A 26,702-nucleotide genomic window follows, 5' to 3' on the forward strand; every position below is an offset into this window, starting at 1 on the left:
ATTATGCAAACAGCATTATGGAACGTAATACAATTGTTTAACGAGAGAGAGGATATAGAAGTAAAGGAATTAGAGGTTGCTAAGAACATGCTAGATGATAAAACGTTTGCACTACTGTTAGAACATTTTGAAGGTAGGTTGGAAATTAGATCGGAACAATGGTTATAAATAGTCGTGAATTAGAAATACAAACAGAAATTCAACTTTTTATAGAAGAGTATTTTAAAACAAGTAATCTACATATAGAAATGAAAAAAATTGTTCTAAAATTATTGTCTTTAGAAGGTAAAATATTTAATACTTCACATTCCCATTTTACTTGGAGCGAGTTTTATTTCTATGTATCATCATTACTCGATAAAAAGATTCCTTATTTAAAAAGAGTTGGACAAGCTGCTGCATTTGAATTGCTTATTTTATCTACAGACCTTATAGATGATCTTATAGATGATGATTTCAATAAAGAGACACTTAGCTATTTTACAAAGGCTCAGGCGGTACTACTATCAAATGCATTGCTAATTGAATCATTAAATTTATTGGTGAAAAATACTAAAAGAAATCCGAATAAAATACTTTCAATTATTAATGCAAATTTAATAAATGCAAGTAATGGGCAATGGGATGATATATATTTTAATGTTGATAAGCCTGGAACTTCTGAAAAATTATATTTTCAATTAATTCAGCAGAAATCAAACTCTCTTATAAAATTGATATTTGAATTAAATAATTATAATGTTGAAAAAAACTCTGTATTAAAGGAGATATCAATGTATATAGGGTATGCAGGTCAAATTAGAAATGATGTTCAAGATGTTTTTTCAAATATTAAAAGTGATCTTAAAAATAAAAAAGCTACACTTCCATTAATAAAGGCCCTTGAATATAGTCAGCAGAACGATAATAATTATCTAATTAAACAGTTATATGTTATGGATGAAAACAATGATAATTCACATTCATTTAATGAACTTAAAACATATATTAGTAAAACAGGAGCAATAGATTATTGTTTAATTTTGTCTAAGTTATATATAAATAAAGCAAAAGATTTATTACTTAAACATTATCCTAATAGTAGCATAGAGATAGATAAGATTATCAAACTTATTGATTAGGAGATATGTAATGTTTAGAGTAGCTATACTAATTTTAGTATTTATTTGGGGTTTTAGCATTTATTTATTTTATGATTCTACTTATTTTTATCAAAAAATAAATGAAATAACATATAATTTTGAATTATTCTATGTATCTCCTGATTTATCTAAATTTTTAAATCTTTTAGAGGTAATTATTTATTATTATTCAACTTATTTTATTAGTGCTGTTTATTTCCTGACTGGAATATATGCTTATACTCAAAGACCAACATCAATTATTATTCGTAATTTTTTCTATTTAATGAGTGTAATAGGAACATCTATTACATTCTCAAAGCCTTCAAGCTTAAACTTATCTATGGCCAGTGAAATTGAATTACTATCGATTAGTTTAATACCATATTTTTTAATACTTTTTTTTGAATATTTTCCTTACTATAGTGAACGAATTTTTATAAAGAAAACTAAATATTTCCTTTTGGGTTATGGGATAGTAATAAATATATTGTATTATATTTCTCTATTTATCTTAGGAAAAGTAGGCCTATTATTAATGCTTTTTATAAAAACAGCATTAGTTATACAATTAGTCTTTTCAATATACATCTGTTTATATTTGCTAATTAAATTATGGAAATCCAACAATAAGTGGATTCATAACCAATTAATTATTTTATTAGGAAGCCTTATTGTAGCATTTAGTCCCATCCTTTTATTAAGTATTATACCAGGTAGTCTCTTCAACTTATCTACTATTCCTTTCAGTTACAGCATTATTAGTATTATACTTTTACCTTTAACTTTAGCCTATCTGTTGATAAAGCAGGAAGTACTTGATTTTAATAAAAGTTTGAATACTTACAAGTATAATTTATTGGGTTTATTATTGATTTTTACCATTATAAATATTTTATTATGTATAACTTCTTTGAACTTTAAGCAAATTACTTATCAAAATCTATTATTAATATTAGCTTTTTTATTGTATGGCATCTTTGGTAAAATTATTGATCCTATTAAATCTCGTAATCTGCAAAATAAATTTTCTCAAATTCAAGAAGAAAAGCAACGTATTTTACAAGAAATTAATAGCAAAAAATTTCTTCAAACATGTGCTGAACATATTGTGAAACTGATACATAAAATGGTAGATGTTAATGGAGCGTGTATAGTCTGGGGGAAGAATGAACCGCTAATACTATATGATTCAGGCTTATTTGATGATAAGGAAATAGCAAATGGAGCAATCAAACCTATACTAGAGGATATTACTAACAATGTTGAGTTTGTGAAGAAAACTCCTTACAATATATTTCCAATACTTAGGGGAGGAGAAATATTTGCAACAATAATAGTAGGGCAAAAAAGAAATTTAACGGCTATGGATAAAGAAGAAATAGCCTTATTAAAAAAAATTCAAAGTGAGGTATTAGATCTTTTTATAAATGTACAGCGATTGCAAAAAGTAGAGAATGAATTTAAATCAACCCAACATTCAAATTCATTAATAGATTATTTTAATTCTTACTTATTAAATGAATTAGAAACTGAGAGAAAAAATTTATCTGTTTTTTTACACGATGATATTTTACAAAATTTAATATTATTATTAAAAAAAGTACAAGAACTCCCAAATACTGTTGATGTCCAGGAATTTGAAAGGTACTTATTGTACTATATTAATGAAATTCGAGAAATGTGTAATAATTTACATCCAGTATTAGTTGAGGATTTAGGTTTAGAGATTAGTTTAAAATCCCTCGTAAAAAAAACAAGTACAAACCATGATATTTTAGTAAATTTAAATTACAATACATCACAAAAAATTATTCCTAATTCCTTGTCAATTCATGTTTTTAGAATAATTAAAGAGCTTATAAATAACGCAATCAAGCACGCATCTGCCACTGAAATTAATGTATATGTAGAAGTGGATAATAATAATTTAATCATAAAGATAATAGATAATGGAAAAGGATTCAATCCACCTGACAGCACTAATTTATATACTCAGAATAATATGGGATTGATGACAGTAAAGAAGAAAGTAAATCAATTACAAGGAATATTTGATATATATTCGACATTAGATATTGGAACAACAATAACAATCACCGTACCTATTAAATGGAGTGATAACCTTGAAAAATATTAAGATTGTTCTTGTAGATGACCATATATTATTATTAGAAAGCTTGAAAAACGTTTTAAACAAAGACCCTGAAATACAGGTGGTACATACTATTTCTAATCCTAATTCTATTATAAAGGATATAAAATTACTAAAACCAGATATAATTCTGATGGATATTAGATTGAATTCTTATAATGGTCTAGAATTAACAAAGAGCATCACCAATTGTATTCCTCAAATTTCTATAATTATTTTATCTGGATATAATTATGAAGAGTATATTGAAGCAGCCTACAATGCTGGAGCAAGTGCTTATATCACAAAAGAAAAATCAAATGAGGAATTAATATCCACAATTAAGCAAGTTTATATAGGTTATAAAATATTTCCAAAATATGAAGTTGATCTTTTGTGTGAATCACTTACACCAAAGGAATGCGAAGTATTAAAACACATAGCAGCTGACAAAACGAATAGTGAAATTAGTGAAGATATGAGAATAGGAAAAAGAACAGTTGAGTATCATGTATCTTCTATAATTAGAAAAATGGATGCGGGTTCTAGAGTTGGTGCTGTAGTTAAAGCTATAAAGAAGGGATTACTTGATGTACATTAATAAAGAGAAATTATTATAAAACTTAATATCCTTAGTCAGGGAGCATTATATAGGAAATTTAATCCTATGGATTGCTCCTTTTTAGACTAAAGAATTAAAGCTGCTTTATAAACTATTGTTCCTGGCATAATGTATGTTAAATTTATTAAAATGTTTCGGATACTACTAAATCAGTACTGCAGTATAAATTATAATATTTCCCTTTTAAATCCATAAGTTCATAATGTGTTCCCTGTTCAATGATTTCACCTCTATCAAGTACATAAATAACATCACTATTTTTTATGGTAGATAGTCTATGAGCAATAATTATACATGTACAGCCTAGACTAGTTAAGTAATTGGCAATCTTCATTTCATTGATAGAGTCTAAAGAACTAGTGGCTTCATCTAAAAGTATTATTTGGTGTTTATTTATTATTGATCTCGCCAATGCGATTCTTTGCCTTTGTCCCCCGGATAGGTTTGAACCTGTATCAGAAATTATTGTGTTATAACCCATAGGCATATTTTCTATTTCTTCTGCAATTTGAGTAAATTGAGCTGCTTTTTTAACCCTATCAATCTCAATAGTCGAATTTCCCATAGTAATATTATTATAAATAGAATCATTTAGTAATTGAATTTCTTGAGGGACTATCCCCATCTGTTTTCGAATATGTTTTTTACTTATATACTTTATGTTGATATCGTCATAAAATATATTACCCTCATTTGCTTTGTATAGCCCTATAAGTATTTTGCCAAGTGTAGATTTTCCAGATCCAGATTCACCAACAATAGCTATCTTTTGCCCACTTTTAATATTCAAACTAATATCTTTTAATACCATTTTAGATTGATTTGTGTATGAAAAATAAATGTTTTCTAATTTAATGTTACCTTTTAAATTAGGGTAGGGATTTAAGCCATTTAATTCGATATCATTTTCAATTTCAACATCTGTGATGTCTTTAATTCTTTCTAAATTATTGGAAGCAATCCAAAATGTACTCCAAACTTGAAAAAAGGTAGAGCTTGTTGAAAAGAAAATAACAGTTAAAGAATAATATGCAAGTAACTCTCCTATAGTTAATGCACCTTTTAAATATTGATCCATACCGAAAACTAATACAATTAGAGGGGAAATAGTTAATGTTAGTTGATTAAAAGTATTATAAACGTTAGATATCTTACTCTGTTTATTAAATCGATAGAGCACATCGTCTAGTTTATCTATATATTTTTTATTAATTTGATCTTCTAGTGCAGAAACCTTAATACCAAAAATAGATGAAATAGTTTCTACTTGAATTTTTGATAATTTACTTCGTTCTACAATTTCATATAAATTTAGCTCTTTCATAAGTGGTCTTATAACAATAGTAATTAGTAAATAAATACTGAACAATATGAAAACAATAATAGTCAATGGCACAGACTTATACATTAAATAAGAAAACATAATTATTAAAGCGCCAAAATCTAAAATCCCTTTAATCAAGTTTTCTGATAAAAGATCTCTTACTATATCAAGACTACTAATGCGGTAAAGTATATCTCCTTTAGCTCTAGATTCAAAGAATTTATAAGGAACTTTTAATATATGATTGAATATATTTTTAAAGATTGAACTTTCTAGTATGATTTTAATGATAATTAAGTAATGACCTTTAATATATAGTAGTAAAGAATTTAATATGATAAAGCTAATAAAAATTAGTAGTAGGTTCAAATCGAACGCTTTACTATAGATAACATTATCCATTAATTTTTGTATAAGAATAGGTAAGGCCAATGTAGTCATATAAGTAAGCAAGGATATTAAAAACAGCATTGAGAATATACCCTTGTTGCTTAATATGTAAGGTATTAACATTTTTATGGCATACTCTTTTTTATTATAGGGAATAAAGGAATCATTAGGTGATGGAACTAAAATAACACCTGAAAAGCATTTTTCAAATTCTTCTTGTTCTAAAGTTATTCTACCAATAGCTGGATCCACAATGAAGAATTTCCCCTTTTTAATTTTTTCTAATATAATGAAATGATTATTGTTCCAGTGTAATATAATAGGACTATTAAATTCTTTTAAACTTTCAACGGAAGTTCTATAAGCTTTTGAATAAAAGTTCAGCTTTAGAAATAAATTATGTATCTGATTTAATGTTAATCCGTCTCTACCGGTTTCTACTATCTCTCTCAATTTATGCATCGGCTGATAACTTTTATGATATCTTAAAATCATAGCTACACAGCACAATCCGCATTCAGTTGGATGTAATTGTTCAATAAATTGAACTGATCTTTTTGTTCTCATCCTTTACCAAACCCTTTGCAATATTTGATATTAAGGCACTATTAATTTTTAATAGCACCTTTTTTGAAATTACTCGATCCACAATATATCTGGCATCTCCACTCTACATCCGTATTTTAATAAGCTGTATCCATATCCTGCTAAACCAATCATTAGACCATATACACTTGCAGTTCTATAAGATGTTTTGTCCCATTTTCTAGAGATATAGTGATTGAATATCTCATTAAAGGTCTCATTACATTGCTCGTAAAGGGTTTCATCATCTAAAACAGTGGCTAGATGAAACAAAACTCCTATACTTCCTAAATCTCCGTGACATAAAGTGATGTTATTACCAAAACCTTTTTTGAGTGTAGTCTCCAATGCAATATTTATTTCTTTTGAGATTTGTTCGTCAAAGTACCCATGATTAATTAATACACTTCTACTTAATAAAATACCTGCAGCTCCGTGACACCAACCAATGCTATCAGCTTCTCCATTGATTTGTGTTCTCCAATTTTTTGTTGTTGGAGAGTATAACTCCCTTTCAAAATTCAAGGCTTTTTTAATCAATTGATAGACATTTTTATCGTGTGTAATTTTATAAAAACGGCCTAGACTAGCTATAATACCACTTGTTCCATGAGCGAAGCCTGTATAACCACCATCTCCATTAGTATCAACATAGCCCCAAAAAACACAGTTATCTTTAAATTCAATAGTGCTTTCTAATATTTTTTCAAATATAATGTAGCATGCATCTAATAATTTTTTTTTCACTTTGGCATTGTCTGAAGTATTATAGATAGAAATAAAGACAGATAAAGCACCTGACATTCCACCCAATAATTCTATCTGTGTATCATCACCTAAGTGTTCAAGAACAATATCTATATAATGCAAAGCTATATTTTTGTATTCCTCTATCTCTAAAATATTTCCTACATGGTATATTGTATATAAAATACCAGATAGCCCTGTAAATGCTCCGATATTCAATGATATTTCTTTATTTTTTTCGATATTTTTTAAAGTTTTTAGAGATGGAGAAAGAGTTTCTATGGCTGCCTTTTTAAATCTTTCTAACTTAGTAATAGAAGCTAAGGAAGCAAAGAATAAAGATATTCCATTATTTCCTTTATATAAATCTATATCTATAGAGGAAACATGTGATGTTACTTCATTTTTTCCATATACCATTAATCCCAACCAAGTTCTATCAGTTGACTCAGTGTCATAAATACTTTCATTTAATAACCGGTCTCCTATTTTGATTGCAGTATTCAAGAAATCCGTTTTTGAGGGCTTTGCGTCATTACTGAAATTCTTAGAAGTTTTAAATTTTAAATTTGTTTCTTGTTTCGCATCATTAATGCTTGTGTGCATATACGAGAGATCAATTAGAGTAATTTGCTTTTTTAAATCAAGCTCATTCATTAGTTGAATTTTATTAATAACGGTTTCTAAGGTTGAATATTTAAATTCAAAACTAGGAATAATACTGTTTTTTGAGTCAAGTAATACTTTTTTATCTGTATAGACAGAAAAGTAGGGTATATCGCCATTCATTAAATCTCTATGTTCATGATATGACAAATGTTTAAATCCTTTTTTTAACTCAGACAAGGCGATTCTACTAAAGTATACTTCTCTATGAATAGGATTTCTTAATAAATCAGGATGGAAACTAGATTTTAAGATTTGAGAATAAATAAAGGTTGGTTTACAAACGACCCTGCATTTTTCATTAGCAAATAGTTCACAGAGTTTGTTAATAAAACTGATTTTGTTTTCTGTTATCCACCTATACATGTTTGTAAAACCGGATTGAATATCATCTATAAATAATTCAGACTGAATCAATTCACCATTTAGAAATGGGTTGTTATCATTAATATCCAGTATTCCGTAATCTTTTATTACTCTAATATTGTCTGAGTTTTTATTAATTAGTATGTTTGATTTTATTGGCGCTTGTTGTTTGGTATATCCTGCCATTCCACCGAAATCGACAACCTTAATGGTATTTTCGTTTTTATTAATAGTCATTCTGCTTGGAAGGAGATATATTGAATAGACAGACCTATTAATAAAGTCTTGTGTTTTATTGATAACAGTTTTCTCACTTAACTTTTCTTCAAAATCTGGCTGTAATAAAGTTTCTAAATCTATCAAGTAAGGATATTCTCCTGAGGCTATTAAGTTTTCACTATGGAAGTCTTTGGAATTTAAAGCGTAAAGTAAACATAATAATTGTCCTGATCTAATATAAAAGCTTTTGACTTGTTCAATATTGTTACAGGGCTTGTATTCAATAAATTCCATCCAACCATGATTGCTTGTTGTATATATTTTTGCTGATTTAATTTTTTTTAAGTGTTTACTTTGATTATTCTCCATCCAAGATAGAAGGTCAGAATATTTTTGGTCGAATGCTAAAGACCTAGGTTTATATACTACTTTTTTATTATCTTCAAATGTTAGGATGGATACAGTTTTACCATCATTATGTGTATCTCCCATATTTAGGGATATATTAATTAACTTTTTAATATTTTCAGTGTTAAAAAGAGTTTTAAAGATATTTTTTATTTCTTGAGTTGTAGCACTTAAAATATCAAAAAGGAATTTTAAATAATTGTTAATTGTTAACAACAATAAATTTGTCAGTGACTCGTATTCCATATATAAGGACTTTAAATATTCCTCATTTTGTAGTTTTTCATTGATGTAATATTGAAACCTATCTTCAGGTGTTTCGCCTATAAGATTTCCTTGTTTTTTTTCAAAATCTATTTCAAATACTAACATTTTATAACTAATATTGAAGGAAATATTGTACATATGAATGAAAATATCAGAGTAAAATGTTCTTTTGCTATAAACTAAATCAAATTTTTCAAAGTGATCCAACCATTTTCCAAACTCCCTTAAAAATAGAGGTTTAAAGAAATTTAAAAATGGGAAATCCTCTTTTTTTAAAGTAGAAAGAATGCGAAAGAGTTTATTATTCGGTTTAAAGTTAAAAAGTGAATCAATCTTTTGCTTATTAAGAGCAAATCTCATTGATTCTTTTTCCCATTCTTCTTTGAAATCAACAAATTTTCTATTTGTCGTTTGGTGAATTAAGTCTTCAACTTCAATTTGCGTTTTAACCTCAGGGAAAAATTTACTCCAATATTCTAGTACATCTTGAAAATCAATTTCTTGATTTAATACCTTCTCATTTATAATCATAATTTGCTCCTATCTAAAAAGGGTGGTACCTAATAAAAGTACACACCCTTTTTATAAATCTTCTTAATAAAAGTTAGCAGGGAGTTGTTCCGTTACATTCTGCAGACCAAGTACAAGCCATTCCATAGTTATTCCCTAATCCAACAGCGTTGGCAATTGCTCTAGAGATAGCATCATTTGTGCCACCAGCTATTAATGACATATCTTGTTCATTAATTTCTTCAAAAAGATTTCCAGCAGGATTAATTTCATTTATTGCTAGTTTATTTTTTATAATTGGGTTTTTTGTAAATTTTGTATTCAAGTAAATCGCTCCTTTTTTTGTTATGAGATATCTCACTTACTATCATATCTTGTGTTTTTTACAAAAAAATCCGTATTTACCGAAATTACCTATAAAAATATTGATTGTATAGAAATGGAAATGCTATTATATGTAATTGAAACAATACGTGAGAAGGAGGAGAAGAAATGAGTAATATTTTAACATTGTCGAATATCACAAAGAGTTATCGAAATAATAAAGTAATTAATAATGTTTCTTTCTCAGTTCCAAAAGGTGAAGTAATAGGTTTAGTTGGACCAAATGGTGCAGGGAAAACAACCCTTATGCGAATAATTATGGGATTAATAACGAAGTTTGAGGGGGAGGTTCGGTTTGATATTGAAAAGCAGCCTTTAAAACATATAAAACGTATTGGAGGACTGATTGAATACCCTAGTTTTTATCCCCATATGAGTGGAATGGATAACCTTATTTATTTTGCAGAGGTTTCAGGGGGATATGATAGAGATAATGTTTCATCTGTAATCCATTTATTGGGGATTGAAGGTTTTGTTCATAAGAAGGTAAAAAGGTATTCTTTAGGAATGAAACAGAGGTTAGGAATTGCACAGGCATTAGTTAATAATCCTAAATTATTGATTTTAGATGAACCCACAAATGGATTAGATCCAGAAGGAGTTGCTGAAATAAGAGAAATATTGGGAAAAATTTCAAAAGAAAGAGGGATATCAATTCTTGTATCCAGCCATATTTTATCAGAAATTGAAGCCGTTTGTGATAAAGTTTTGTTTTTGAAGAAGGGAACAGTAGTAGATTATATTGATTTAAAAACAGAAAAACAGACTGATAGAGAGCTACATGAATTTATCATAGAAACTAAAAAAATAGAAATGGTAAAAAACTATTTAAATGATATACAAAACATACCTTTTATAGAAATAGATCAAGATAAAGTAAAATTTCAATATCTTTATAAAGATTCTGATTCTCTTATAGTAGATTTAGTAAAAAATAAAATTAGTATAAATGCTATTTATCCACTTCGCAAAGATTTAGAAAAGAGATTTTTTGAGTTAATGGGAGGAAATAAGATTGAATAGCACTTTAAGAATATCAATATTAGAGGTTAAACAATTATTCAAAAGATACGGCATTTGGTCAAGTTTATTTATTGCAGTTTTATACACTATTACAATTTATCTAAAAAGGCCCATGTATCCATCCCCTTCGGATTTGGATACATATTACAATTACTTTGGTGATATTTCGTACTATATTATTCTCATTATGCCTTCTTTTATTATGTCCAGAGAGTTTTCATTAAAAACTTCTAGAATAATATTCACAGGATCTTTATCACGTATAAATATAGTCCTATCAAAATTACTTTCATTGATTTTAATCGGATGTATTGTTGGAACTATTCACCGATTACTAGCCAATTTATTGTGGGTATGGGAACATAATAAATTTACTCTGAATAATCTTACACACGATATTTTTACTAATCTAACAAATTATTTACTTATTTCCTTTTTTGTTTCAAGTTTATCTTTCATCATTGGGTTTATTACGTTCAGTCAAATTGCAACAATAGTTTCCATTATTTCTATGTTTTCATTTGAGAGTATGATTAGAGGTATTATTCTAATAAAATTAGACTCTACAACAAAATTAGCTCTTTGGATTAAAGAGAATCCACTGGCTTTGGTTTATAAGGGAATGCAATATAATAATTTATCAATATCAAATAATATTTGTTTAGCATTAACAGGCTTAGTATTATTTTTAGTATCTTTAATAATTATTAATAAAAGAGAAATTTAGGAGATTGATAATATGACTGGTATGTTTTCTATAAGCCGAATGGAAATAAAAAAAATATTTGATACATCAACATACGTTTTTTTAATAATATTATTTATTGCTACAATTATTGATAATGTTCTTTATTATCAGATGAACTTAAGTAAAAGCGTAGAGTTAAGCGGAAATATTGGTATTTCCTTATTTATTATACAAATTTACTTTATTTACTTAGGCAGTAATATGATAGGATCCGAGTTTAGTTTTGGAACTTCGAAAATGGTATTTAGTAGTATGTTCAGTAGAAGTCAAATAATTCATATTAAAAGTGTTTCATTTTTATTTTATACTTCTTTATATGGCATTTTTAATATATTAATTGGATTAACTGTTCAACTTATCATAGGTAAACATTTCTCTAGTATGGAGATCCTAAGTACGCTATTCTCAGTTTGGATTGTATATATAGTTTATTTCGCTTCTATCTTATCAGTAGGTATATTTACAATTTCTATTACGTTTAATCGCGTTTACTCATTAATAACTGGATATGTTCTATATATTTTTTTATATAACATTGGTATACAAATTGTAGAAAGAGATGACAGTTGGATGAAGACGATTATGGAGAATACACCATTTTACATTGCTTCTGATGGTTTTTCTACTCTATACTACAATATTGATGATATTATTTACTTAAGCTTCTTTTCAGTAGTAATTTATATAATAGGTCTCTATATTATCAAAAAAAGAGATTTGAAATAAATAAACTCTATATAATATTTTATTTAGTTTCTTGGAATAATCGTAGTTTATCAGGGAAATATATTTTAAATGTAGTGCCAGTATCTTCTTGAGAATCTACACTTATGCGTAACCCTAATTTTTTGCACAAGGTTTCACAAAGGTACAAACCCATACCAGTAGATTTAACATAGTTTCTACCATTGGTTCCCGTGAACCCACGTTTAAAAATTCTCTCAATATCAGATGAAGCTATACCTATACCATTGTCTGATATTAACAATAAAGTACCGTTTTCTACTTTTTTAGCAATAAAGGATAATTTAAGTGGATTATGACGATATTTGATAGCATTATCTATTAATTGTTTTAAAATAAAAATAATCCATTTTGAATCAGATGTGACTTTCAAATCAAGATTATCCTTATATATACTACCATTGGCACGTATAATACTTAGAGATAATGATTTAATGGCTAAATTTACAGCCTTATCAAGGGTAAATGTTTCTATTCTATAATCTTGAGTTAAAGTACTACTTCTTGCATAATATAGAGCTTGTTCAACATAACCTTCTATTTTTAATAGTTCTTCTTGAATAAGGATGTTTTCAGGTGTCTTATGGTTACTTATAATTAACTTTAGTGCAGTGATTGGTGTTTTTATTTCATGCACCCAAAGTTCAATGTAGTCGGTATAATCACGTTGAGAGTTTTTCAAAGAGAACATACAATCATTCATGTATTTTGTTGCTTCATTTAAGATGTTGTAGAAGAATTTCCCTGAAAAAAAAGGGGGTTCCTCTACAATATCTGCGATGTATGTTTTTTCTTTGATTTGTTTTGAAATATTTTTTATTTCATTATAATATTTACTTAATTGATAGTATTTAACTATAATTGGTGTGAAAAAGAAGAATAGAAGAATTAAATCTATTACTATTACTAAACTTCCATTTTCATTATACAAGTAGAGGACACTAGAGATAATTAGCAAAGATAGTAAATGAAAAAGTATTGCTAACTGTTTTTCCTTAAAAAATTCAATTAAACTCATAACTGATAACCCTGTCCTCTCTTCGTTAATAAATATTTTTTTAAACCGATCGATTCCAATTTGCGCCTTAACCTCGATATATTAACATTTAAGGTATTTTCATCAACAAAATCTCCGTTTTGCCAAAGCTCATTCATTATTTCATCTCTAGAAACTACGTTTCCTTTATTCATCATCAATAATCTAAGAATGCATAATTCATTCTTTGTAAGTTCTATTTCTATATTATTATAAATAGCTTTGCTCTTTAATATTTCCAGTGTTAAATCTTTATAAGAAAGGATAGCACTTTTGGAAATTTCGTAAGTTCTCTTTAAAACGGATTGAATATGAGCTAAAAGGATTTGTAAATCATATGGTTTTGTAATAAAGTCATCTGCTCCTATTTGAAGACTTAATAGTTCGTCAAAGGAAGTGTCACGGCTAGTTACTATAATAATGGGCACAGAAGACACTTTCCGAATTTCACGACACACTTGAAAACCGTCTTGAAAAGGAAGGTTAAGATCTAAAATAATTAAATGCGGCATGCTTTGTAGAGCATCTTCTACAATTTTTGTGAAATCGTCGCCACTTATGCATTCATACCCATATCTCTCTAGAAAATCAAAAAGTTCCTTTCTGATAATTGGATCATCCTCGATAATGAATATTTTCATTTTTAATCTCCCCTTAATCGAACCAATGAATGGTTTTATTTCCATAATTTATACCTTTTCATTATATTATAGTGCATAGTAAGTAAACTTACAAAACGGTAATATTATGATACAATAATCGATTTTTTGTTAATTCATTAAATGGTAATATTATGGTAGTAAAAGGATAAGTCATCCATAAAAGGAGTGAAATTGGGAAGTGAATACAATATTAAAAGTTGAAAATATTGAAAAGGTGTATGGTAATAAGGGTAATGTAACCCATGCATTAAAAAACATTTCATTTGAAGTGCAAAAAGGCGATTTTATAGCAATTATGGGACCAAGTGGAAGTGGTAAATCGACTTTACTTAATTGTATTTCAACCATTGATACTGCTACGGCTGGTCATGTATTTATAGATGGCGAAGATGTCACAAAATTAAAGGGTCATAAATTATCAAAATTTAGAAGTGAGAAGTTAGGTTTTATATTTCAAGAATATAATTTACTAGATACACTAACTGCTTTTGAAAATGTTTCTTTGGCATTATCTATAATTAATTATCCAGTGAATGAAATTGAACATGAAGTCGATAGAGTTGCAGCCGCTTTGGATATAAAGGAAGTATTGTACAAATACCCATATCAAATGTCAGGAGGACAACAGCAGAGAATTGCGGCAGCGAGAGCCATTGTTACAAGGCCTACATTATTATTAGCCGATGAGCCAACAGGGGCTCTTGATAGTAAATCTGCTAAAATGTTGCTGAAAAATTTAGAAATATTAAATCAGCAACAAGATGCCACAACTTTGATGGTTACTCATGATCCTTATAATGCTAGTTATTGCAGAAGGATTATTTTTCTAAAGGATGGAGAAATTTTTAATGAACTAATACGAGGAAAAGATGATCGTAAAACTTTCTTTAATCGAATAATGGAGGTTGTTGCACTACTAGGAGGAAATATCAATGATGAGTTTTAAATTGATATATAAAAATGTAGGCAGAAGTATTAAAGATTATGCTATTTATTTTCTAACTCTTGTTTTAGGTGTCAGCCTATTTTATGCATTTAATTCAGTATCATCACAACCAGCTTTAAATGATTTAAATTATTCTATGGAGATTTTTGGGGATGCATTAGTTACGTATATTGGACTTTTAACAAGGTTTATTGCAATTGTTTTTGCTTTTCTCATCATATATGCCAATCAATTCATAATGAAGCGAAGAAAAAAAGAAATGGGTATTTATATGACATTAGGGATGAGTAAATGGCGGATATCCTTTATTTTTGTAGGTGAGACCTTTTTGGTAGGGTTATTTGCTTTAATTATAGGCCTTGGGCTAGGATTTTTAATGTCACAAGTTATTTCGATATTAGCTTTAAAAATGTTTGTAGGTGATGCAGTAGGATATAAATTGTTGTTATCAAAAGAAGCTATAAAAGAAACTATTATAAGTTTTTCAATTATTTATATTATAGTAGCACTTTTTAATACTCGTAATATTATGAACATTAAACTTATCGATTTATTAACTGCGAATCGTAAAAATCAAGAGTTAAAGGTCTATAACAAATGGGCGACAAGTAGCCTTTTTTTATTAGCAATTACTTTAATAACTACTGGAATACTATTGTTAATGAAATTAGGACTTGATAAGAATTATTTAACTGTGATAGTCTCGCTTCTTGGTGTTGGTATTATTTTGTTTTATTATACCATTTCCAGTGTGATGGTGTTCTTGGCTAAAAGAAACAAAAAGCTGTATTTTAAAGAACTAAATTCATTTTTGTTTCGACAATTCGGAAGTAAAATGCAAATCAATTTTCTAGTAATAAGTATCTTAAGTGCATTACTGATAGCTTCACTAGTTGTTCTAGGTACAGGATTTAGTGTTACAAGTTCTATGAATAAACAAGTTACCACGGCAACCCCATTTGACTTAACAATTGTAAAACCATATGAGGATAACAAAAATCTTTTAGAAACAGCAAAACAAGATGGCATTCCACTTAAAGAAAATCTTAAAAGTTATGTAGAGATAATGTTGTTTAATGCAGATTTAACTTATGGAGAATTGTTTAAAGAGCAACAAGTAAAACTATCTGATTTAGAACAAGAGATACTTATGTCACAAGTTACTTTAATAACTGAAACAGATTACAATAAAATATTGGAACTATCTGGAGAAGAGGGAATTCAGTTAGGAGAAAATAAATTCATTATTAATGCAAACTATGAACCCTTTAATAAACATATTCAATATTTCTTAAATAAAGAAGGAAAAATAAGAATTGGTGATAAGGAGCTCACTCCTGCAAACAAAAAAATATTTGGCAATATTACTTACTTAACAAATTCAACCAGGGCAAATGATGTAGGAACAGTGGTTGTTCCAGACAATATGAAAAATTATATGAATCCTGATAGTTTCTTATTGAATGGTGTTTTTCCCTCTCAAGAAATAGAGGGCACGGTCTATAAAATAATGAATAATAAATGGGTTGAAAAATCTCTTGATGGAAAGATTTATTATGTAACTAAGAGTGTGATACAAGACACTTACTTTGGCGTATTTGGAGTAATAGCTTTTATTAGCAGTTACTTAGGAATAATTTTAATGATTGTCACGTTATCCATACTAGCATTACAGCAATTAACAGAAACCCAGGATAACAAAGAAAGATACCTAACATTATCGAAAATTGGTGCAGATAAAAAAATGATTAATAGGTTGTTATTTAGACAAATTGGATTTTATTTTATTTCACCTTTAATTTTAGCTAGTTTCATATCAATCTTTACTACTAAGGTTGTATTAGAAAAATTAGAACCATTTTTTGAAGTCTCTATCAAACAGAATATGTTTTTAAGCTTTGGTATTATTTTGTTGCTATATGTAATATATTTCATTGCAACTTATCAGAGTGCAAAACAGGTAATTTTAGACAATAGACTTAAATAAAAGGAGTAGATAATATGACTGAATTTCTAATGGGTTTTGGATTATCGGAGGGAATAGTTGAAACTATTAAATGGTGGATCCCGTATTTAAGTTTTATAATGATCATAATAATCGTAACCATTTTATTCAAGGTTATCCGTAAAAAGAAAATAAAGAATGCGAAAAATTAATAAGGTATTTAGTTTAAAAAAGCATTATTCTTGGTTAAATGATCTTAGAACTAACATGACTTGTTCCTCACAATTTTACAATTGACAATTGAAGCAGTTAAAAATAATAGCGTATTCAACTTAAACCCAGAGCGTTTCTGGCCTTATGATCCAATTGCTGTAGAATCACAAGTTGAAGAAATCGCTAGCATGCTTAAGGAACTTTTGGAGAAAGAGAAGTAAATGTTATAAAAATGCCCAAGTGGAATGATTACCACTTGGGTTTTTTCTACTACGTATCCAAAAACCGGGGAAGCCGGCCGAGCATACAAGGTAGGACACTCACATGGTCCTCCTCATCAAACTTCACATAATTAGTATGAATGTTTTGGTCGCTTAAATGCTTCAGTCGTTCAGCCGCTAGATCAGCTCCCTCTAACATATCTGGCAACTCGTTAGCACCGATTGTGAGTAAGAGATTGATAGCATGCTGACCGTTCCAATCATCAAAACATCTGTCTATTACTTTTAGTACTGCATTGTCAGCCCACCAAACAGAGGGACTGCCAGCTACAATGTGACTGAATAAGTGAGGTTTTGCACATAAAGCATATAGTGTGAAAAGACCGCCTAAGGAATGACCAACAATCGCTTGCTTCTTTTTATTGATAGGCCATTCCTTTGCTATAGCAGGCATGAGCTCATGTTCAATAAAATCTAAGAACTCATTAGCTTTGCCATTTGGAGGCCAAGGCGTTCCATCTGGACGTGGTGGCAGATGTTCTTTGTTAACAGGTAGTGTAAAATCGAGACAGCGTCGCTCCATATCAAAAGGTTCCGTTGAGGGATAACCGATGCCAATAACAAGAATAGGATCATAGCCTTTTGGTTTACGTGTTTGTAATTTCACTGCCTCTGCAAGTGTTGGAAAAAGGGCGTCCCCATCTAAGGCGTAGATGACAGTATAACCATCTGCTGGTGGTTCATCTGTTGGGCTTGCAATTAAAATGCGATAATCTAGCTGTTGACGAGATGTCATGGCAACTTCAAAGTAGTTTTCTGATGTATAAGGTTTCTTTGTCATTGTTATCATGGCGCTAAAAACTCCAATACATCTTCTATCACTTTTCCTTGAGCATGAATACCGCCATTTAGCCAGTAATCCTCGGATGTCTCAAATACTTGATTGTTTTTGAAGGCTGCTGTACTTTGCCAAATTTTACTGTTCTTCAACTCATTTAAAAATTCATCCCCAAGATTACCATCATTGATTAGGAAAATATAATCGGCATCCAGTTCAGGTAGAATCTCCAATGATACTTCGAAGGCACCATTTTTCACGTAGCTGCTTTGTTCAAATCCTAATTCATGTGTTAAGACATACCCACTAAAATACTCATCTGTCATGAAAAACATACCTTTTGCATTAAAGCGAATTAACGCAATTTTTTTTCCCTCTGTTATAGAGGATAGCTTTGTTTTTGCTACATCTACTTTTTCTTGATAATCCTGTATGGCTTGCTCAGCCTTGTCTGTTTCATCAAGTAGTTGCCCTAAAACTTTAATAGAGCCTTCTAAATCACTTGCAGCATTATTAAAAACATAGGTTGGTGCGATTTTTGCATATTTTTCATAGTTGCCATTTTCCATATAAAATGAATTGTGCAAAATAATTAAGTCTGGTTTATCTGCCATAATGGCTTCGGCTGATGGGGGACCGCTTGCAAAGCTAATTTCTGGTATACCCTGTAGCTGATCTTGTAAATAAAGCTGTGGCTTAACACCATTAGACCATTGCATAGTAGGCTTGATACCAAGAGCTAGTAATGAATCCTCCATGACAGGTGCAAAAATTTTAGTAGGCTTAGCTGGTAGTGTTACCTCATTACCAACCTCATCTTTTAGTGTTAACGGATAAATACTTTGCTCCTTTGTACTTTCTGAGGATGCCTGCGTTTCTACCTGTTCCACTTTATTGCTTGATTGGGTATTGCAGGCGGAAAGTATGCCGATAGTTAGCAAAAACATCGCTGATAAATAGGCAGATTTTATAATTGTATGACATTGAATAGGACAATTTTGTTTCATTGTTCATCAAAGTCTCCTTCCGGTGATAATCATTCTCAAATGGAATTATAAATCACTGTCTGATACGTTACCATGGACGGGGACAGGAAAAGGATTTGGATTTTTTCCGGTTAGCATAAGTAACATTTCATCTAGCATTCGGTTTATAGCAATAGCTGAGTATTCGAACCAAGGATTCGAAGGTAAAACATAGACATGTCCATTTTTTACAGCACGGAGCTCTTTCCAACGATCAAGGTATTGTAGAGTAAGCCAATAATTTCGGGTTGGTGAATCGGGACAAATGATAAATAGCAAACGGTCAGGGTCTATATTTACTAGCTGATCAAGTGTAATATGCTCATTATATGTTTGTTGGTGAGTATCGACAGAGCGAAGCTGTAAATCTGTATACAGTACATCCTGAATCCCTTTATTACAATACATAAATAATTGATCACCGCATAAACGAAGAACAGCAAACGTATCATTTTCAGCAACTTGATTAATTTCTAATCTCGCCTGTAATACCTTTTGTTCATATGTTTGAATGAAGTGCTCACCTTCGCTTTGCTTTTTAACAGCTACAGCTATTTCTCTCAGCTGTGTTCGCCAATCCTTCGCTTGTATAAAGACACTTTTGATGCCAATAGTTTGAAGCCAATTAAGCATGGAGAGGGAGGGTTCCTCTTGAAAAATATGAATATCTGGCTTAGCGGAGGCTAATTTTTTGAAGTTATCCTCTGATTCTGTATCAAATATATTAACATGCACGGGAATTTTCTCTTGATAATGATTGTAATAATAAGGACTCCATTTAGCATTCAGCGGAGCCGCAACTGGTATGATACCAAGCGCTAATAAATTTCCAGTAGCGGAGACCGAAAAAGTAGAAATACGCTGGCGAGCCATCTCACTATAAGCAGAAGGTGAAATTCCAACTTCCTTTTTAAATTTTCGGCTAAAATAAAACTCGTCACTGTAACCTACTTTTTTAGCAATCTCACGAAGTAATAAATCGGTATCACGCAGTAATTGCTTGGCATGTCCGATACGTAGCGCCGTTAAATAATCTGTGGCACTTTGACCGAATGCCTTTTTAAATGCCTCTCCAAAGTAACTGGAACTCAGACCCGAAATGAGTGCTAGATGCTTAATCGTGAGAGGTTGATGATGGTTTTTAGCAATATAATCTCGAATATCCTTTAATGATATTTGAGTTGTCGTATCTGTTATACTTCCCGTTTTCATATAAATGTCACCCCTTATTATAAGTATGAGAATTACTTGGCAGTAACCAATAGTTTTGGTAATGCACCGAGTAACTTCTCTCTTGTAAAGGCATCTCCGTAATTCCACTTTGTTGCATCCACTAAATAAGTATGGTTAGTTTGTACAGCAGGGAGTCCTTTCCAAATATCGCTATTAATCAATTCCATCGTAGCCTTTTGCGATTCGGGTTTATCAGATAACAACATAAAGATACGGTCACCAGCATACTGAGGTAAGTGATCTATTGGTATTTCTCTATACCCTTCGCCTGCTTGAAGTAGCTTTTTGACTTGTGGGTGAGGTTGAAAACCATCTGGATGAAAAAGAGCAGGGGATAGACCTGTACAGCCCATAATAAAAAGGCGTTTGCCATGATCAAAAGTCAAAACAGATGCCGTTTCACCAGGCTCTATCACTGTTTGTAGCTGCTGCCACATAGTATTTTCTTGGATTTTAAAATATTCTAGCCAATCTTCTGCACGCTGTTGTTGGCTAAGCCACTGCCCTAATAAAAGAACGCGTTCCTCCAATGAATCCCAGGAATTTAGGGTAACTGTTGGTGCAATAGAAGATAGTGCTTGATATTGCTGCTCGTCATTATTTGTAAAGATAATTAAATCAGGGTTCAGCTTCGAAGATTTTTCAAGATTGATTGGAAAGGCAACATCTTGAATATAAGGAACATGGTTTTTATAGAAGGATTTACTAATAGAGTTTTTGTTACCACCTATTGGCTGCACATCAAAAATCAACATATCCCCAAACGTTTCTCCATGATAAATAACACGATGCGGTGAACGAGGAATGGCTACCTCGTGTCCTGTCCAATCTTTTACAACAGTTTTTTGTTTATATTGTCGTGCAAACTGTTTTGGAGGTATTCCAATTACCTGTCGGAAGCGGCGATTAAAATAATATTCATCATCAAATCCCACTTGCTGCGCAATATCTTTTAATGGCTCATTTGTTTGTAGTAATAATTCCTTGGCATTTGTAAGACGTAAATCTGTAATATAATCAAGCGGTTTCTTCCCAGTTAAGGTTTGGAAGATCGTACTATATTGCCATTGAGCTATACGAGCGAGTTCCGCTAGCTTTTTCACTGTTACAGGCTGTCGAAAATAGTTATGTATATAGTCGATAGTTTCTTCAACCGCCTTTGTCATTGTCATCTGGTAGTTCATATGAAGCTGATGTTCAAATAATAAATTTAAGAGTTCATACAAGACTCCTTGTTGTTTAAGAAAATCCAATTTAGGATTTAAATTATACAGATCTTCGCTAAGACGAATTAATCGTGTATACGGATAAATTGTATATTCCACTTCATCAGAAAAAATAGATCCTAGATGTGGGGAAGGGTGCTTATGTTTTAGCTGAAAGGCTGAAAAGGCAATTTTATAGAAACGGTAACCATGATTTATATCCGATAAATCAATCATAGAATGGGGCTGAACAAGAAAAATTTTTCCTTTCGTCACCAAATAGGGTATATCATCAATCGTTAATGTCCCACAGCCATTTGTAAAAAGTATCATCGTATGATGAGAAGTCGAGATAAACGGATAGCTCTGCGAAATACAGTCAATATCTTCTAAATGAAATAGTAAATCATTGTTAATAGAAGCTGATTTATTGTCTTCCATCTGTTCACCTCCTTAGTAAATGAAAATGATTATCAATTAACTGTATTGTATAAAAAGTAAAGAGACATTTCAACAAAGATGAAATGTCTCTTGTTAGTTATTTTTTTAACATAGTAGGTAATTGTGATAACAGCCATTCTCTTGTTGAGGCATCGCTATCACTTTTTTCAATATCAAATGTGTAGACATGACCGTTCTTCACTGCCGGTAGGTTCTTCCAAATTGGACTTTCCATCATTTCTTTTGTCGATTGTTTTGCTTCATCATCGACTGGTGTGAGGATGAAAATTCGATCACCAGCATATTCAGGAAGAAGTTCTGTGGAGATTTCAGCAAAGCCTGTTCCATCATCAAGAATTTTTTGTATTTTGTCGCCAGGCTTAAGCACATTTGAATCGTATAAAACTTGAGAAAGTCCAGCACGTGCCATGACAAATAATCGATCTCCTGGATAATATGTTAAAACCGATGCCGTTTCATCTGGTTTAATGATGTCATCAGCTACAAGCGACTCCCACATTTTATCCGCTTTTTCTGTATAAGCATCCATCCATTGAGTTGCTTCTTCTTTTTTATTAAGTATATCGCCCAGCTCTGTTAAACGTTGGTTTAAGGGCGCAAAAGTATCAAACACGATAGTAGGGGCGATTTTAGAAAGCTGTGAATATGTTTTTTCATCTGAAGTACCAATAATGATAAGATCAGGCTTTAATGACAATGTTTTTTCCACATTAATAGGAAAACCAACGTCCTCCACATCTTTTACGCGATCTTCCCAAGCGTAATTTGTAATCCAAGAGAAGCCAGCACCAACTGTTTTGATATTTAATGCAAGTAAATCACCGTATCCTTCTCCATGATAAACCACTCTCTCAGGATCTACAGGAATTTCAACCTCATGACCTAAATAATCCTTATAAACACGAGTGGTTGATGCTGATGTTGTTGTCTCTTCCTTCTTCGTTTCTTCATTGGTAGAACCACAAGCAGCCAGTAGGATACTAACCAGTAATAATAGGCTATAAATGAGCAAATGTCGCTTTAATTTTTTCATGTCTCTTCCTCCGTAAATGATAATCATTATCGATATAGGCTAGCATAAATTAGTCAATGGTCTAGAACAATGGATAAAATGAAAAAGGGCCATTAAGGTTTATCCAAAAATCTAACTGTAACCTTAAAATAAAATCCGTTTTACCTTATAAGTATCCTTCCATTGGTGGAGAATGGACCTTTCATTGGACTAAGATTCGTGTAATGAAAGGGGGTTAAAAATGAAAAATTATTGGATGTTTGTCATAACAGGAATGCTATTAATTGTTACAACTACGGGGTTTGGTCGCATGGCATAAGGAGTTATATTGCCGTTTATGCAGGAGGGAATGAATTTCACGACCACTCAATCTGGTTACTTAGGAACAATGCTGTTTTTAGATTATTTACTAACAGTGCCGGAATACTTACAACGCACATTGGTGCAAAAAATGTTCTGTTAGCAGGGGGAGCCTGTGTCATTTTAGGGTTAATAGGACTGGTGTTTGTTGAAAATTTCTGGTGGGCTGCCATCACACTGTTCCTTGCAGGTGCTGGGAGTGCACTTGTCTATACGCCACTACTATCGATAGCCATTAACCTGTATCCTAAGAAACGAGGTACTGTCATGGGACTGTTAATGAGTGGAGGCGGGATAGGAATGCTTTTATCAGGTTTGATGGTACCTTTCTTGCTTCATCAACTTCCTGAGTTAGGTTGGAGAGGAGCATGGCTAATTATCGCGGTTTTGACACTAATCGTCGTATTGTTAGCGTTTTGTACAATTAAGCAACCAAGTTCTAAACAGAAAAACAACGTTTGGAGAAGGCATGTTATTTGTTACAAATTGGAACAATGAATATTATGGAAGTAGCGAATGCTGTTGGCTATTCTAATCCGAGCCATTTTGCTGCGGTTTTTAAGGAGAAATATGGGCTGAATCCTCGAGACTTTATCAGATACAGATCACAATAATTCCTTTCAGCTTTTAAACAAAGCTGAAGGGATTTTTTTATTTCACTATGCTATCCAATACATTTTCAATAATTTGACGATTGGCTATAGCACCTGAATATAACCAGCTCGAACTTGATTCGAATTCATAAACATGACCATTTTTAATGGCAGGTATATTAGCTAGCAGAGGATCGCTTAGCAATTCAGAGCTACCTGCACTATCACTGTTAATAACAAAAAGATAGTCAGCATCTATTTGAACGAATTTTTCTAAAGAAACTTGCGAACAATCACCAGTAGCAGAAGCTGACATCTCTTTCACAAGGCTTGGCGTTTGTAACCCAAGATCCTCATAAAGAACAACACCGCTAGAAGCTGTGTCACTTACCATATAGATTGAATTTTTGATATTCCAGATCACAGTGGCTGAAGGCTTCCCGACTTTGTTGTGAATTTCTTCTTTTGCTTCTTTAGCGAATTGATCATAATCTGCTAGAACTTCCTTTGCCTTATCTGTTTGACCAAAAATTTCGCCCATTTTTAATAGTTTATTGCGCCAATTATTATCCTCCGTTCCCATCACATACGTAGGTGCAATTTTGCTATATTGCTTATATTTTTCACCTTCAGCAATTTCAGGAGAACCGATTACAATTAAATCTGGATTAAAGCTTGTCACAGCTTCATAGGGAAGATCGAATTCAATTGTTGGAATATCCTTTAATGAATTCTGGAGATAGTCTTGTATAGAAGTCCCACCCTTTACGGACCATTGTGCAACGGGCTTTAAACCTAATGCTACAAGGTGATCTTCTAGATAAGGAGCTATGATGCGTTGGGGATTTTTAGGAATGGTCACTTCATGTGCTATTGAATCTGTTAATACTCGATTGGAGTTTTCTTCCTTTGCCTTCTCTATTGTGGAAGAAGATTGAGTTCCGCATGCAGCCAAAAGGATGGAAATAATTAAAATGCCAGTTAAAAAGGCATTCTTTTTTATAAATTTTTTCAAAGCTATAAGCCTCCTATTTCAATTGATTTCTATCATTCTATTTCATTATAATGAAAATGATAATCAATATCAATTTGATGTTTAGGAGATAGAGTTTAAATGTACAAAGACAATCAGCTACTGTCCCATATTTTTTATCAACCTATACAAATAGTGAAATTAAATGAAATGTTAAGTGACATAGAAACACAATTCACCTACCCATTTATGGTCATAGTGTATGAGGGATATATAGAGTGTACGCTTCAAGGTAGGCACATTAGGCTTAGTTCAAATTCTGTTATGCTTTTAGATAATACTGACGATTTTCATCTTCTAGAAACATGTGAAAGCAGAGGGATCATCATTCAATATCGTGTTTATGGCTACAAAATTGATCGTTTATTGCAAGCTTCTATCTTAATTGAGCAATGCTCCTATCGACTGATGAAATTAGCTAAAGAAGTAGAAAAAGAAGCAAATACTGAGAGCAATAATCCGTTTCGTTTACAAAAATTATTTGGTGAAATGCTAGAAGTGCTATACAGCCTTTTACGTGAAAATAATCAAAAAAAAGAAGAACTATGGATTGATAAAGTACTTCATTATATTCATCTACATTTCCGTGAGGAATTAACAAGAGAGCAGATGGCCAAAAAAGCACAGGTAAGTCCAGAGCATTTTTCTCGGACGTTTCATAAGCACACAGGCTATACATATAGTGAATATTTAACATGGCTAAGAATACGAGAATCACAGAAAAGGCTATTGTTTACAATGCCTAAATTAGATGAGCTTGCCGAGGAAGTTGGCTACAATGAGGGAACTTATTTAAGTCGGAAATTTAAAGAAAAAGTAGGTGTATCACCAACAGTCTATTATCAGAAATCGAAGCGTGTCCTTGCACTCAATACCAATCATACAGCATGCTTACTAGCTCTTGGTATTACGCCGGTGTTGGGTGTATACTCTCCATTTCTAGAGGGTATCAAGCCTGTCCCTAATACGCATAAACTAAAAGGCTATGAGTATGATATTGCTTCAAATTATCAGGCAATCACCGCATCCTGTCCTGATATCATTATTAACTACAGTGGTGGTGACGAAAAACCATTATTACTGTCAGTAGCTCCTATATTCGAGCTACCATGTAGAGAATTAAGCTGGCGAGAGCAATTTGGGTTGATTGCCCATATCGTTGATAGACAAGAAGTATGTAAGAGCTGGCTCCAGCAATATGATGAACAGATAGCTCAGTGTAACGATATTCTTGACCAACAACATGGAGCAAGAGGGACTGCTATTGTTTGGGAAATAGGTAGTCATCAAGCATATTGTTTAAATAGTAGTCATGGAAGAGGGAGTCATATACTGTACGAAGATTTGGGCTTTAGTCGACCAGCTGCGATTGTCACACGAAATATTGAACAAACAGGTTACTTAACAGTAGATATTGAGGATATTGCTTATTTTCCAGCTGATTATATATTCGTCACTGCTCTTCCTACAAAAGATTTTGGAAAAGAGCATCTCTTGAGGGTATTACATTCGGAAAAATGGCAGTCACTTACAGCGGTGCAAAAGAAACAGGTGTACTTTTTGAATCAGTATGAATTATTTTATGGCTATGACCCATTATCTACAGCTATGCAATTACAAAAATTAATGGAAGTATTAACATCATAAATATACAGAGCAA

Annotated in this window: 23 protein-coding genes; 12 read left to right on the forward strand and 11 right to left on the reverse strand. The window is 31.3% G+C overall.

Annotated elements, in window-relative coordinates; genetic code table 11:
* Positions 1–3 precede the first annotated feature (3 nt).
* From AC1RFD_RS19935 to AC1RFD_RS19950, 4 genes are read left to right on the forward strand one after another with little or no spacing between them, the layout of a single operon-like run.
* Complete coding sequence (locus AC1RFD_RS19935) at positions 4–168, forward strand: hypothetical protein (protein WP_155483366.1); 165 nt, start codon at positions 4–6, stop codon at positions 166–168.
* Positions 159–1,121: a polyprenyl synthetase family protein gene (locus tag AC1RFD_RS19940; RefSeq protein ID WP_054548915.1), complete on the forward strand. Its 963-nt coding sequence runs from the start codon at positions 159–161 to the stop codon at positions 1,119–1,121. Before AC1RFD_RS19935 ends, AC1RFD_RS19940 begins: the two co-directional genes overlap by 10 nt.
* A 10-nt stretch (positions 1,122–1,131) precedes the next feature.
* Entirely contained in the window at positions 1,132–3,261 is a 2,130-nt protein-coding gene (locus AC1RFD_RS19945) for a sensor histidine kinase (RefSeq protein WP_054548916.1), read from the forward strand.
* The gene (locus tag AC1RFD_RS19950) at positions 3,248–3,856 is read left to right on the forward strand and encodes a response regulator (RefSeq protein ID WP_237497374.1); all 609 of its coding nucleotides are present in this window, start codon (positions 3,248–3,250) and stop codon (positions 3,854–3,856) included. The genes AC1RFD_RS19945 and AC1RFD_RS19950 overlap by 14 nt, the downstream gene beginning before the upstream one ends.
* A 145-nt stretch (positions 3,857–4,001) precedes the next feature.
* Here the strand turns inward: AC1RFD_RS19950 and AC1RFD_RS19955 are convergent, their stop codons facing one another.
* From AC1RFD_RS19955 to AC1RFD_RS19965, 3 genes are all read right to left on the reverse strand, one after another.
* On the reverse strand, positions 4,002–6,158 hold the full coding sequence (locus tag AC1RFD_RS19955) for a peptidase domain-containing ABC transporter (RefSeq protein ID WP_492475217.1): 2,157 nt from the start codon (positions 6,156–6,158) through the stop codon (positions 4,002–4,004).
* Positions 6,159–6,227: 69 nt separating this feature from the next.
* Positions 6,228–9,380 (reverse strand): type 2 lanthipeptide synthetase LanM family protein, encoded by a 3,153-nt coding sequence (locus AC1RFD_RS19960; protein WP_492475218.1) that lies wholly within the window; start codon positions 9,378–9,380, stop codon positions 6,228–6,230.
* Between the two features lie 73 nt (positions 9,381–9,453).
* Positions 9,454–9,684, reverse strand: coding sequence for a plantaricin C family lantibiotic (locus AC1RFD_RS19965; protein ID WP_004233859.1), 231 nt, complete (start codon positions 9,682–9,684; stop codon positions 9,454–9,456).
* A gap of 167 nt (positions 9,685–9,851) precedes the next feature.
* On the opposite strand from AC1RFD_RS19965, the gene AC1RFD_RS19970 reads away from it, so the two are divergent.
* From AC1RFD_RS19970 to AC1RFD_RS19980, 3 genes are read left to right on the forward strand one after another with little or no spacing between them, the layout of a single operon-like run.
* Positions 9,852–10,766 carry an ABC transporter ATP-binding protein gene (locus tag AC1RFD_RS19970; protein WP_054548918.1) on the forward strand — a complete coding sequence of 305 codons (915 nt, stop codon included), beginning with the start codon at positions 9,852–9,854 and terminating at the stop codon, positions 10,764–10,766.
* Positions 10,759–11,493 carry a hypothetical protein gene (locus tag AC1RFD_RS19975; RefSeq protein ID WP_081010940.1) on the forward strand — a complete coding sequence of 245 codons (735 nt, stop codon included), beginning with the start codon at positions 10,759–10,761 and terminating at the stop codon, positions 11,491–11,493. The genes AC1RFD_RS19970 and AC1RFD_RS19975 overlap by 8 nt, the downstream gene beginning before the upstream one ends.
* A 12-nt stretch (positions 11,494–11,505) precedes the next feature.
* Positions 11,506–12,240: an ABC transporter permease gene (locus AC1RFD_RS19980; protein WP_054548919.1), complete on the forward strand. Its 735-nt coding sequence runs from the start codon at positions 11,506–11,508 to the stop codon at positions 12,238–12,240.
* A gap of 19 nt (positions 12,241–12,259) precedes the next feature.
* Here AC1RFD_RS19980 and AC1RFD_RS19985 read toward each other — a convergent pair whose 3' ends face one another.
* Both AC1RFD_RS19985 and AC1RFD_RS19990 read right to left on the reverse strand, forming a co-directional pair.
* A complete protein-coding gene (locus tag AC1RFD_RS19985) occupies positions 12,260–13,276 on the reverse strand; it encodes a sensor histidine kinase (protein ID WP_416141280.1) in 1,017 nt (338 codons plus the stop codon).
* Complete coding sequence (locus AC1RFD_RS19990) at positions 13,273–13,935, reverse strand: response regulator transcription factor (protein WP_004233853.1); 663 nt, start codon at positions 13,933–13,935, stop codon at positions 13,273–13,275. Before AC1RFD_RS19990 ends, AC1RFD_RS19985 begins: the two co-directional genes overlap by 4 nt.
* 199 nt (positions 13,936–14,134) lie before the next feature.
* Here AC1RFD_RS19990 and AC1RFD_RS19995 point away from each other — a divergent pair, with 199 nt between their 5' ends.
* Both AC1RFD_RS19995 and AC1RFD_RS20000 read left to right on the forward strand, forming a co-directional pair.
* The gene (locus tag AC1RFD_RS19995) at positions 14,135–14,902 is read left to right on the forward strand and encodes an ABC transporter ATP-binding protein (RefSeq protein ID WP_009373595.1); all 768 of its coding nucleotides are present in this window, start codon (positions 14,135–14,137) and stop codon (positions 14,900–14,902) included.
* On the forward strand, positions 14,889–16,889 hold the full coding sequence (locus tag AC1RFD_RS20000) for an FtsX-like permease family protein (RefSeq protein ID WP_054548921.1): 2,001 nt from the start codon (positions 14,889–14,891) through the stop codon (positions 16,887–16,889). The genes AC1RFD_RS19995 and AC1RFD_RS20000 overlap by 14 nt, the downstream gene beginning before the upstream one ends.
* A 441-nt stretch (positions 16,890–17,330) precedes the next feature.
* On the opposite strand, the gene AC1RFD_RS20005 is transcribed toward AC1RFD_RS20000, so the two are convergent.
* The 5 genes from AC1RFD_RS20005 to AC1RFD_RS20025 form a co-directional block, all read right to left on the reverse strand.
* On the reverse strand, positions 17,331–18,131 hold the full coding sequence (locus AC1RFD_RS20005; protein WP_054548922.1) for an alpha/beta hydrolase: 801 nt from the start codon (positions 18,129–18,131) through the stop codon (positions 17,331–17,333).
* Positions 18,128–19,126 carry an ABC transporter substrate-binding protein gene (locus AC1RFD_RS20010; RefSeq protein ID WP_492475219.1) on the reverse strand — a complete coding sequence of 333 codons (999 nt, stop codon included), beginning with the start codon at positions 19,124–19,126 and terminating at the stop codon, positions 18,128–18,130. Before AC1RFD_RS20010 ends, AC1RFD_RS20005 begins: the two co-directional genes overlap by 4 nt.
* A 45-nt stretch (positions 19,127–19,171) precedes the next feature.
* Positions 19,172–20,356, reverse strand: coding sequence for a helix-turn-helix domain-containing protein (locus tag AC1RFD_RS20015; RefSeq protein ID WP_416141282.1), 1,185 nt, complete (start codon positions 20,354–20,356; stop codon positions 19,172–19,174).
* A 32-nt stretch (positions 20,357–20,388) separates the two neighbouring features.
* A complete protein-coding gene (locus AC1RFD_RS20020; RefSeq protein WP_054548924.1) occupies positions 20,389–22,023 on the reverse strand; it encodes a helix-turn-helix domain-containing protein in 1,635 nt (544 codons plus the stop codon).
* A gap of 97 nt (positions 22,024–22,120) precedes the next feature.
* Positions 22,121–23,077: an ABC transporter substrate-binding protein gene (locus AC1RFD_RS20025; protein WP_196333029.1), complete on the reverse strand. Its 957-nt coding sequence runs from the start codon at positions 23,075–23,077 to the stop codon at positions 22,121–22,123.
* A gap of 435 nt (positions 23,078–23,512) precedes the next feature.
* Here AC1RFD_RS20025 and AC1RFD_RS20030 point away from each other — a divergent pair, with 435 nt between their 5' ends.
* Both AC1RFD_RS20030 and AC1RFD_RS20035 read left to right on the forward strand, forming a co-directional pair.
* Positions 23,513–23,914 carry an MFS transporter gene (locus AC1RFD_RS20030; protein WP_241489963.1) on the forward strand — a complete coding sequence of 134 codons (402 nt, stop codon included), beginning with the start codon at positions 23,513–23,515 and terminating at the stop codon, positions 23,912–23,914.
* Between the two features lie 5 nt (positions 23,915–23,919).
* Positions 23,920–24,030 (forward strand): helix-turn-helix domain-containing protein, encoded by a 111-nt coding sequence (locus AC1RFD_RS20035; protein WP_241489964.1) that lies wholly within the window; start codon positions 23,920–23,922, stop codon positions 24,028–24,030.
* 37 nt (positions 24,031–24,067) lie between these two features.
* Here the strand turns inward: AC1RFD_RS20035 and AC1RFD_RS20040 are convergent, their stop codons facing one another.
* Positions 24,068–25,024, reverse strand: a complete 957-nt coding sequence (locus AC1RFD_RS20040) for an ABC transporter substrate-binding protein (RefSeq protein WP_492475220.1) — start codon at positions 25,022–25,024, stop codon at positions 24,068–24,070.
* A 99-nt stretch (positions 25,025–25,123) separates the two neighbouring features.
* On the opposite strand from AC1RFD_RS20040, the gene AC1RFD_RS20045 reads away from it, so the two are divergent.
* A complete protein-coding gene (locus tag AC1RFD_RS20045) occupies positions 25,124–26,689 on the forward strand; it encodes an ABC transporter substrate-binding protein (protein WP_492475221.1) in 1,566 nt (521 codons plus the stop codon).
* The last annotated feature ends 13 nt before the right edge of the window (positions 26,690–26,702 follow it).

The organism is Lysinibacillus sp. GW823-FHT02G10, from assembly GCF_058797135.1.

What these genes read in the sequence shown, in the direction of transcription:
- AC1RFD_RS19935 (WP_155483366.1), top strand. Translation starts at nt 4, where the DNA reads ATGCAAACAGCATTATGGAACGTAATACAATTGTTTAACGAGAGAGAG.
- AC1RFD_RS19940 (WP_054548915.1), top strand. Translation starts at nt 159, where the DNA reads ATGGTTATAAATAGTCGTGAATTAGAAATACAAACAGAAATTCAACTT.
- AC1RFD_RS19945 (WP_054548916.1), top strand. Translation starts at nt 1,132, where the DNA reads ATGTTTAGAGTAGCTATACTAATTTTAGTATTTATTTGGGGTTTTAGC.
- AC1RFD_RS19955 (WP_492475217.1), bottom strand. Translation starts at nt 6,158, where the DNA reads ATGAGAACAAAAAGATCAGTTCAATTTATTGAACAATTACATCCAACT.
- AC1RFD_RS19960 (WP_492475218.1), bottom strand. Translation starts at nt 9,380, where the DNA reads ATGATTATAAATGAGAAGGTATTAAATCAAGAAATTGATTTTCAAGAT.
- AC1RFD_RS19970 (WP_054548918.1), top strand. Translation starts at nt 9,852, where the DNA reads ATGAGTAATATTTTAACATTGTCGAATATCACAAAGAGTTATCGAAAT.
- AC1RFD_RS19980 (WP_054548919.1), top strand. Translation starts at nt 11,506, where the DNA reads ATGACTGGTATGTTTTCTATAAGCCGAATGGAAATAAAAAAAATATTT.
- AC1RFD_RS19985 (WP_416141280.1), bottom strand. Translation starts at nt 13,276, where the DNA reads ATGAGTTTAATTGAATTTTTTAAGGAAAAACAGTTAGCAATACTTTTT.
- AC1RFD_RS19990 (WP_004233853.1), bottom strand. Translation starts at nt 13,935, where the DNA reads ATGAAAATATTCATTATCGAGGATGATCCAATTATCAGAAAGGAACTT.
- AC1RFD_RS20000 (WP_054548921.1), top strand. Translation starts at nt 14,889, where the DNA reads ATGATGAGTTTTAAATTGATATATAAAAATGTAGGCAGAAGTATTAAA.
- AC1RFD_RS20005 (WP_054548922.1), bottom strand. Translation starts at nt 18,131, where the DNA reads ATGATAACAATGACAAAGAAACCTTATACATCAGAAAACTACTTTGAA.
- AC1RFD_RS20010 (WP_492475219.1), bottom strand. Translation starts at nt 19,126, where the DNA reads ATGAAACAAAATTGTCCTATTCAATGTCATACAATTATAAAATCTGCC.
- AC1RFD_RS20015 (WP_416141282.1), bottom strand. Translation starts at nt 20,356, where the DNA reads ATGAAAACGGGAAGTATAACAGATACGACAACTCAAATATCATTAAAG.
- AC1RFD_RS20020 (WP_054548924.1), bottom strand. Translation starts at nt 22,023, where the DNA reads ATGGAAGACAATAAATCAGCTTCTATTAACAATGATTTACTATTTCAT.
- AC1RFD_RS20025 (WP_196333029.1), bottom strand. Translation starts at nt 23,077, where the DNA reads ATGAAAAAATTAAAGCGACATTTGCTCATTTATAGCCTATTATTACTG.
- AC1RFD_RS20035 (WP_241489964.1), top strand. Translation starts at nt 23,920, where the DNA reads ATGGAAGTAGCGAATGCTGTTGGCTATTCTAATCCGAGCCATTTTGCT.
- AC1RFD_RS20045 (WP_492475221.1), top strand. Translation starts at nt 25,124, where the DNA reads ATGTACAAAGACAATCAGCTACTGTCCCATATTTTTTATCAACCTATA.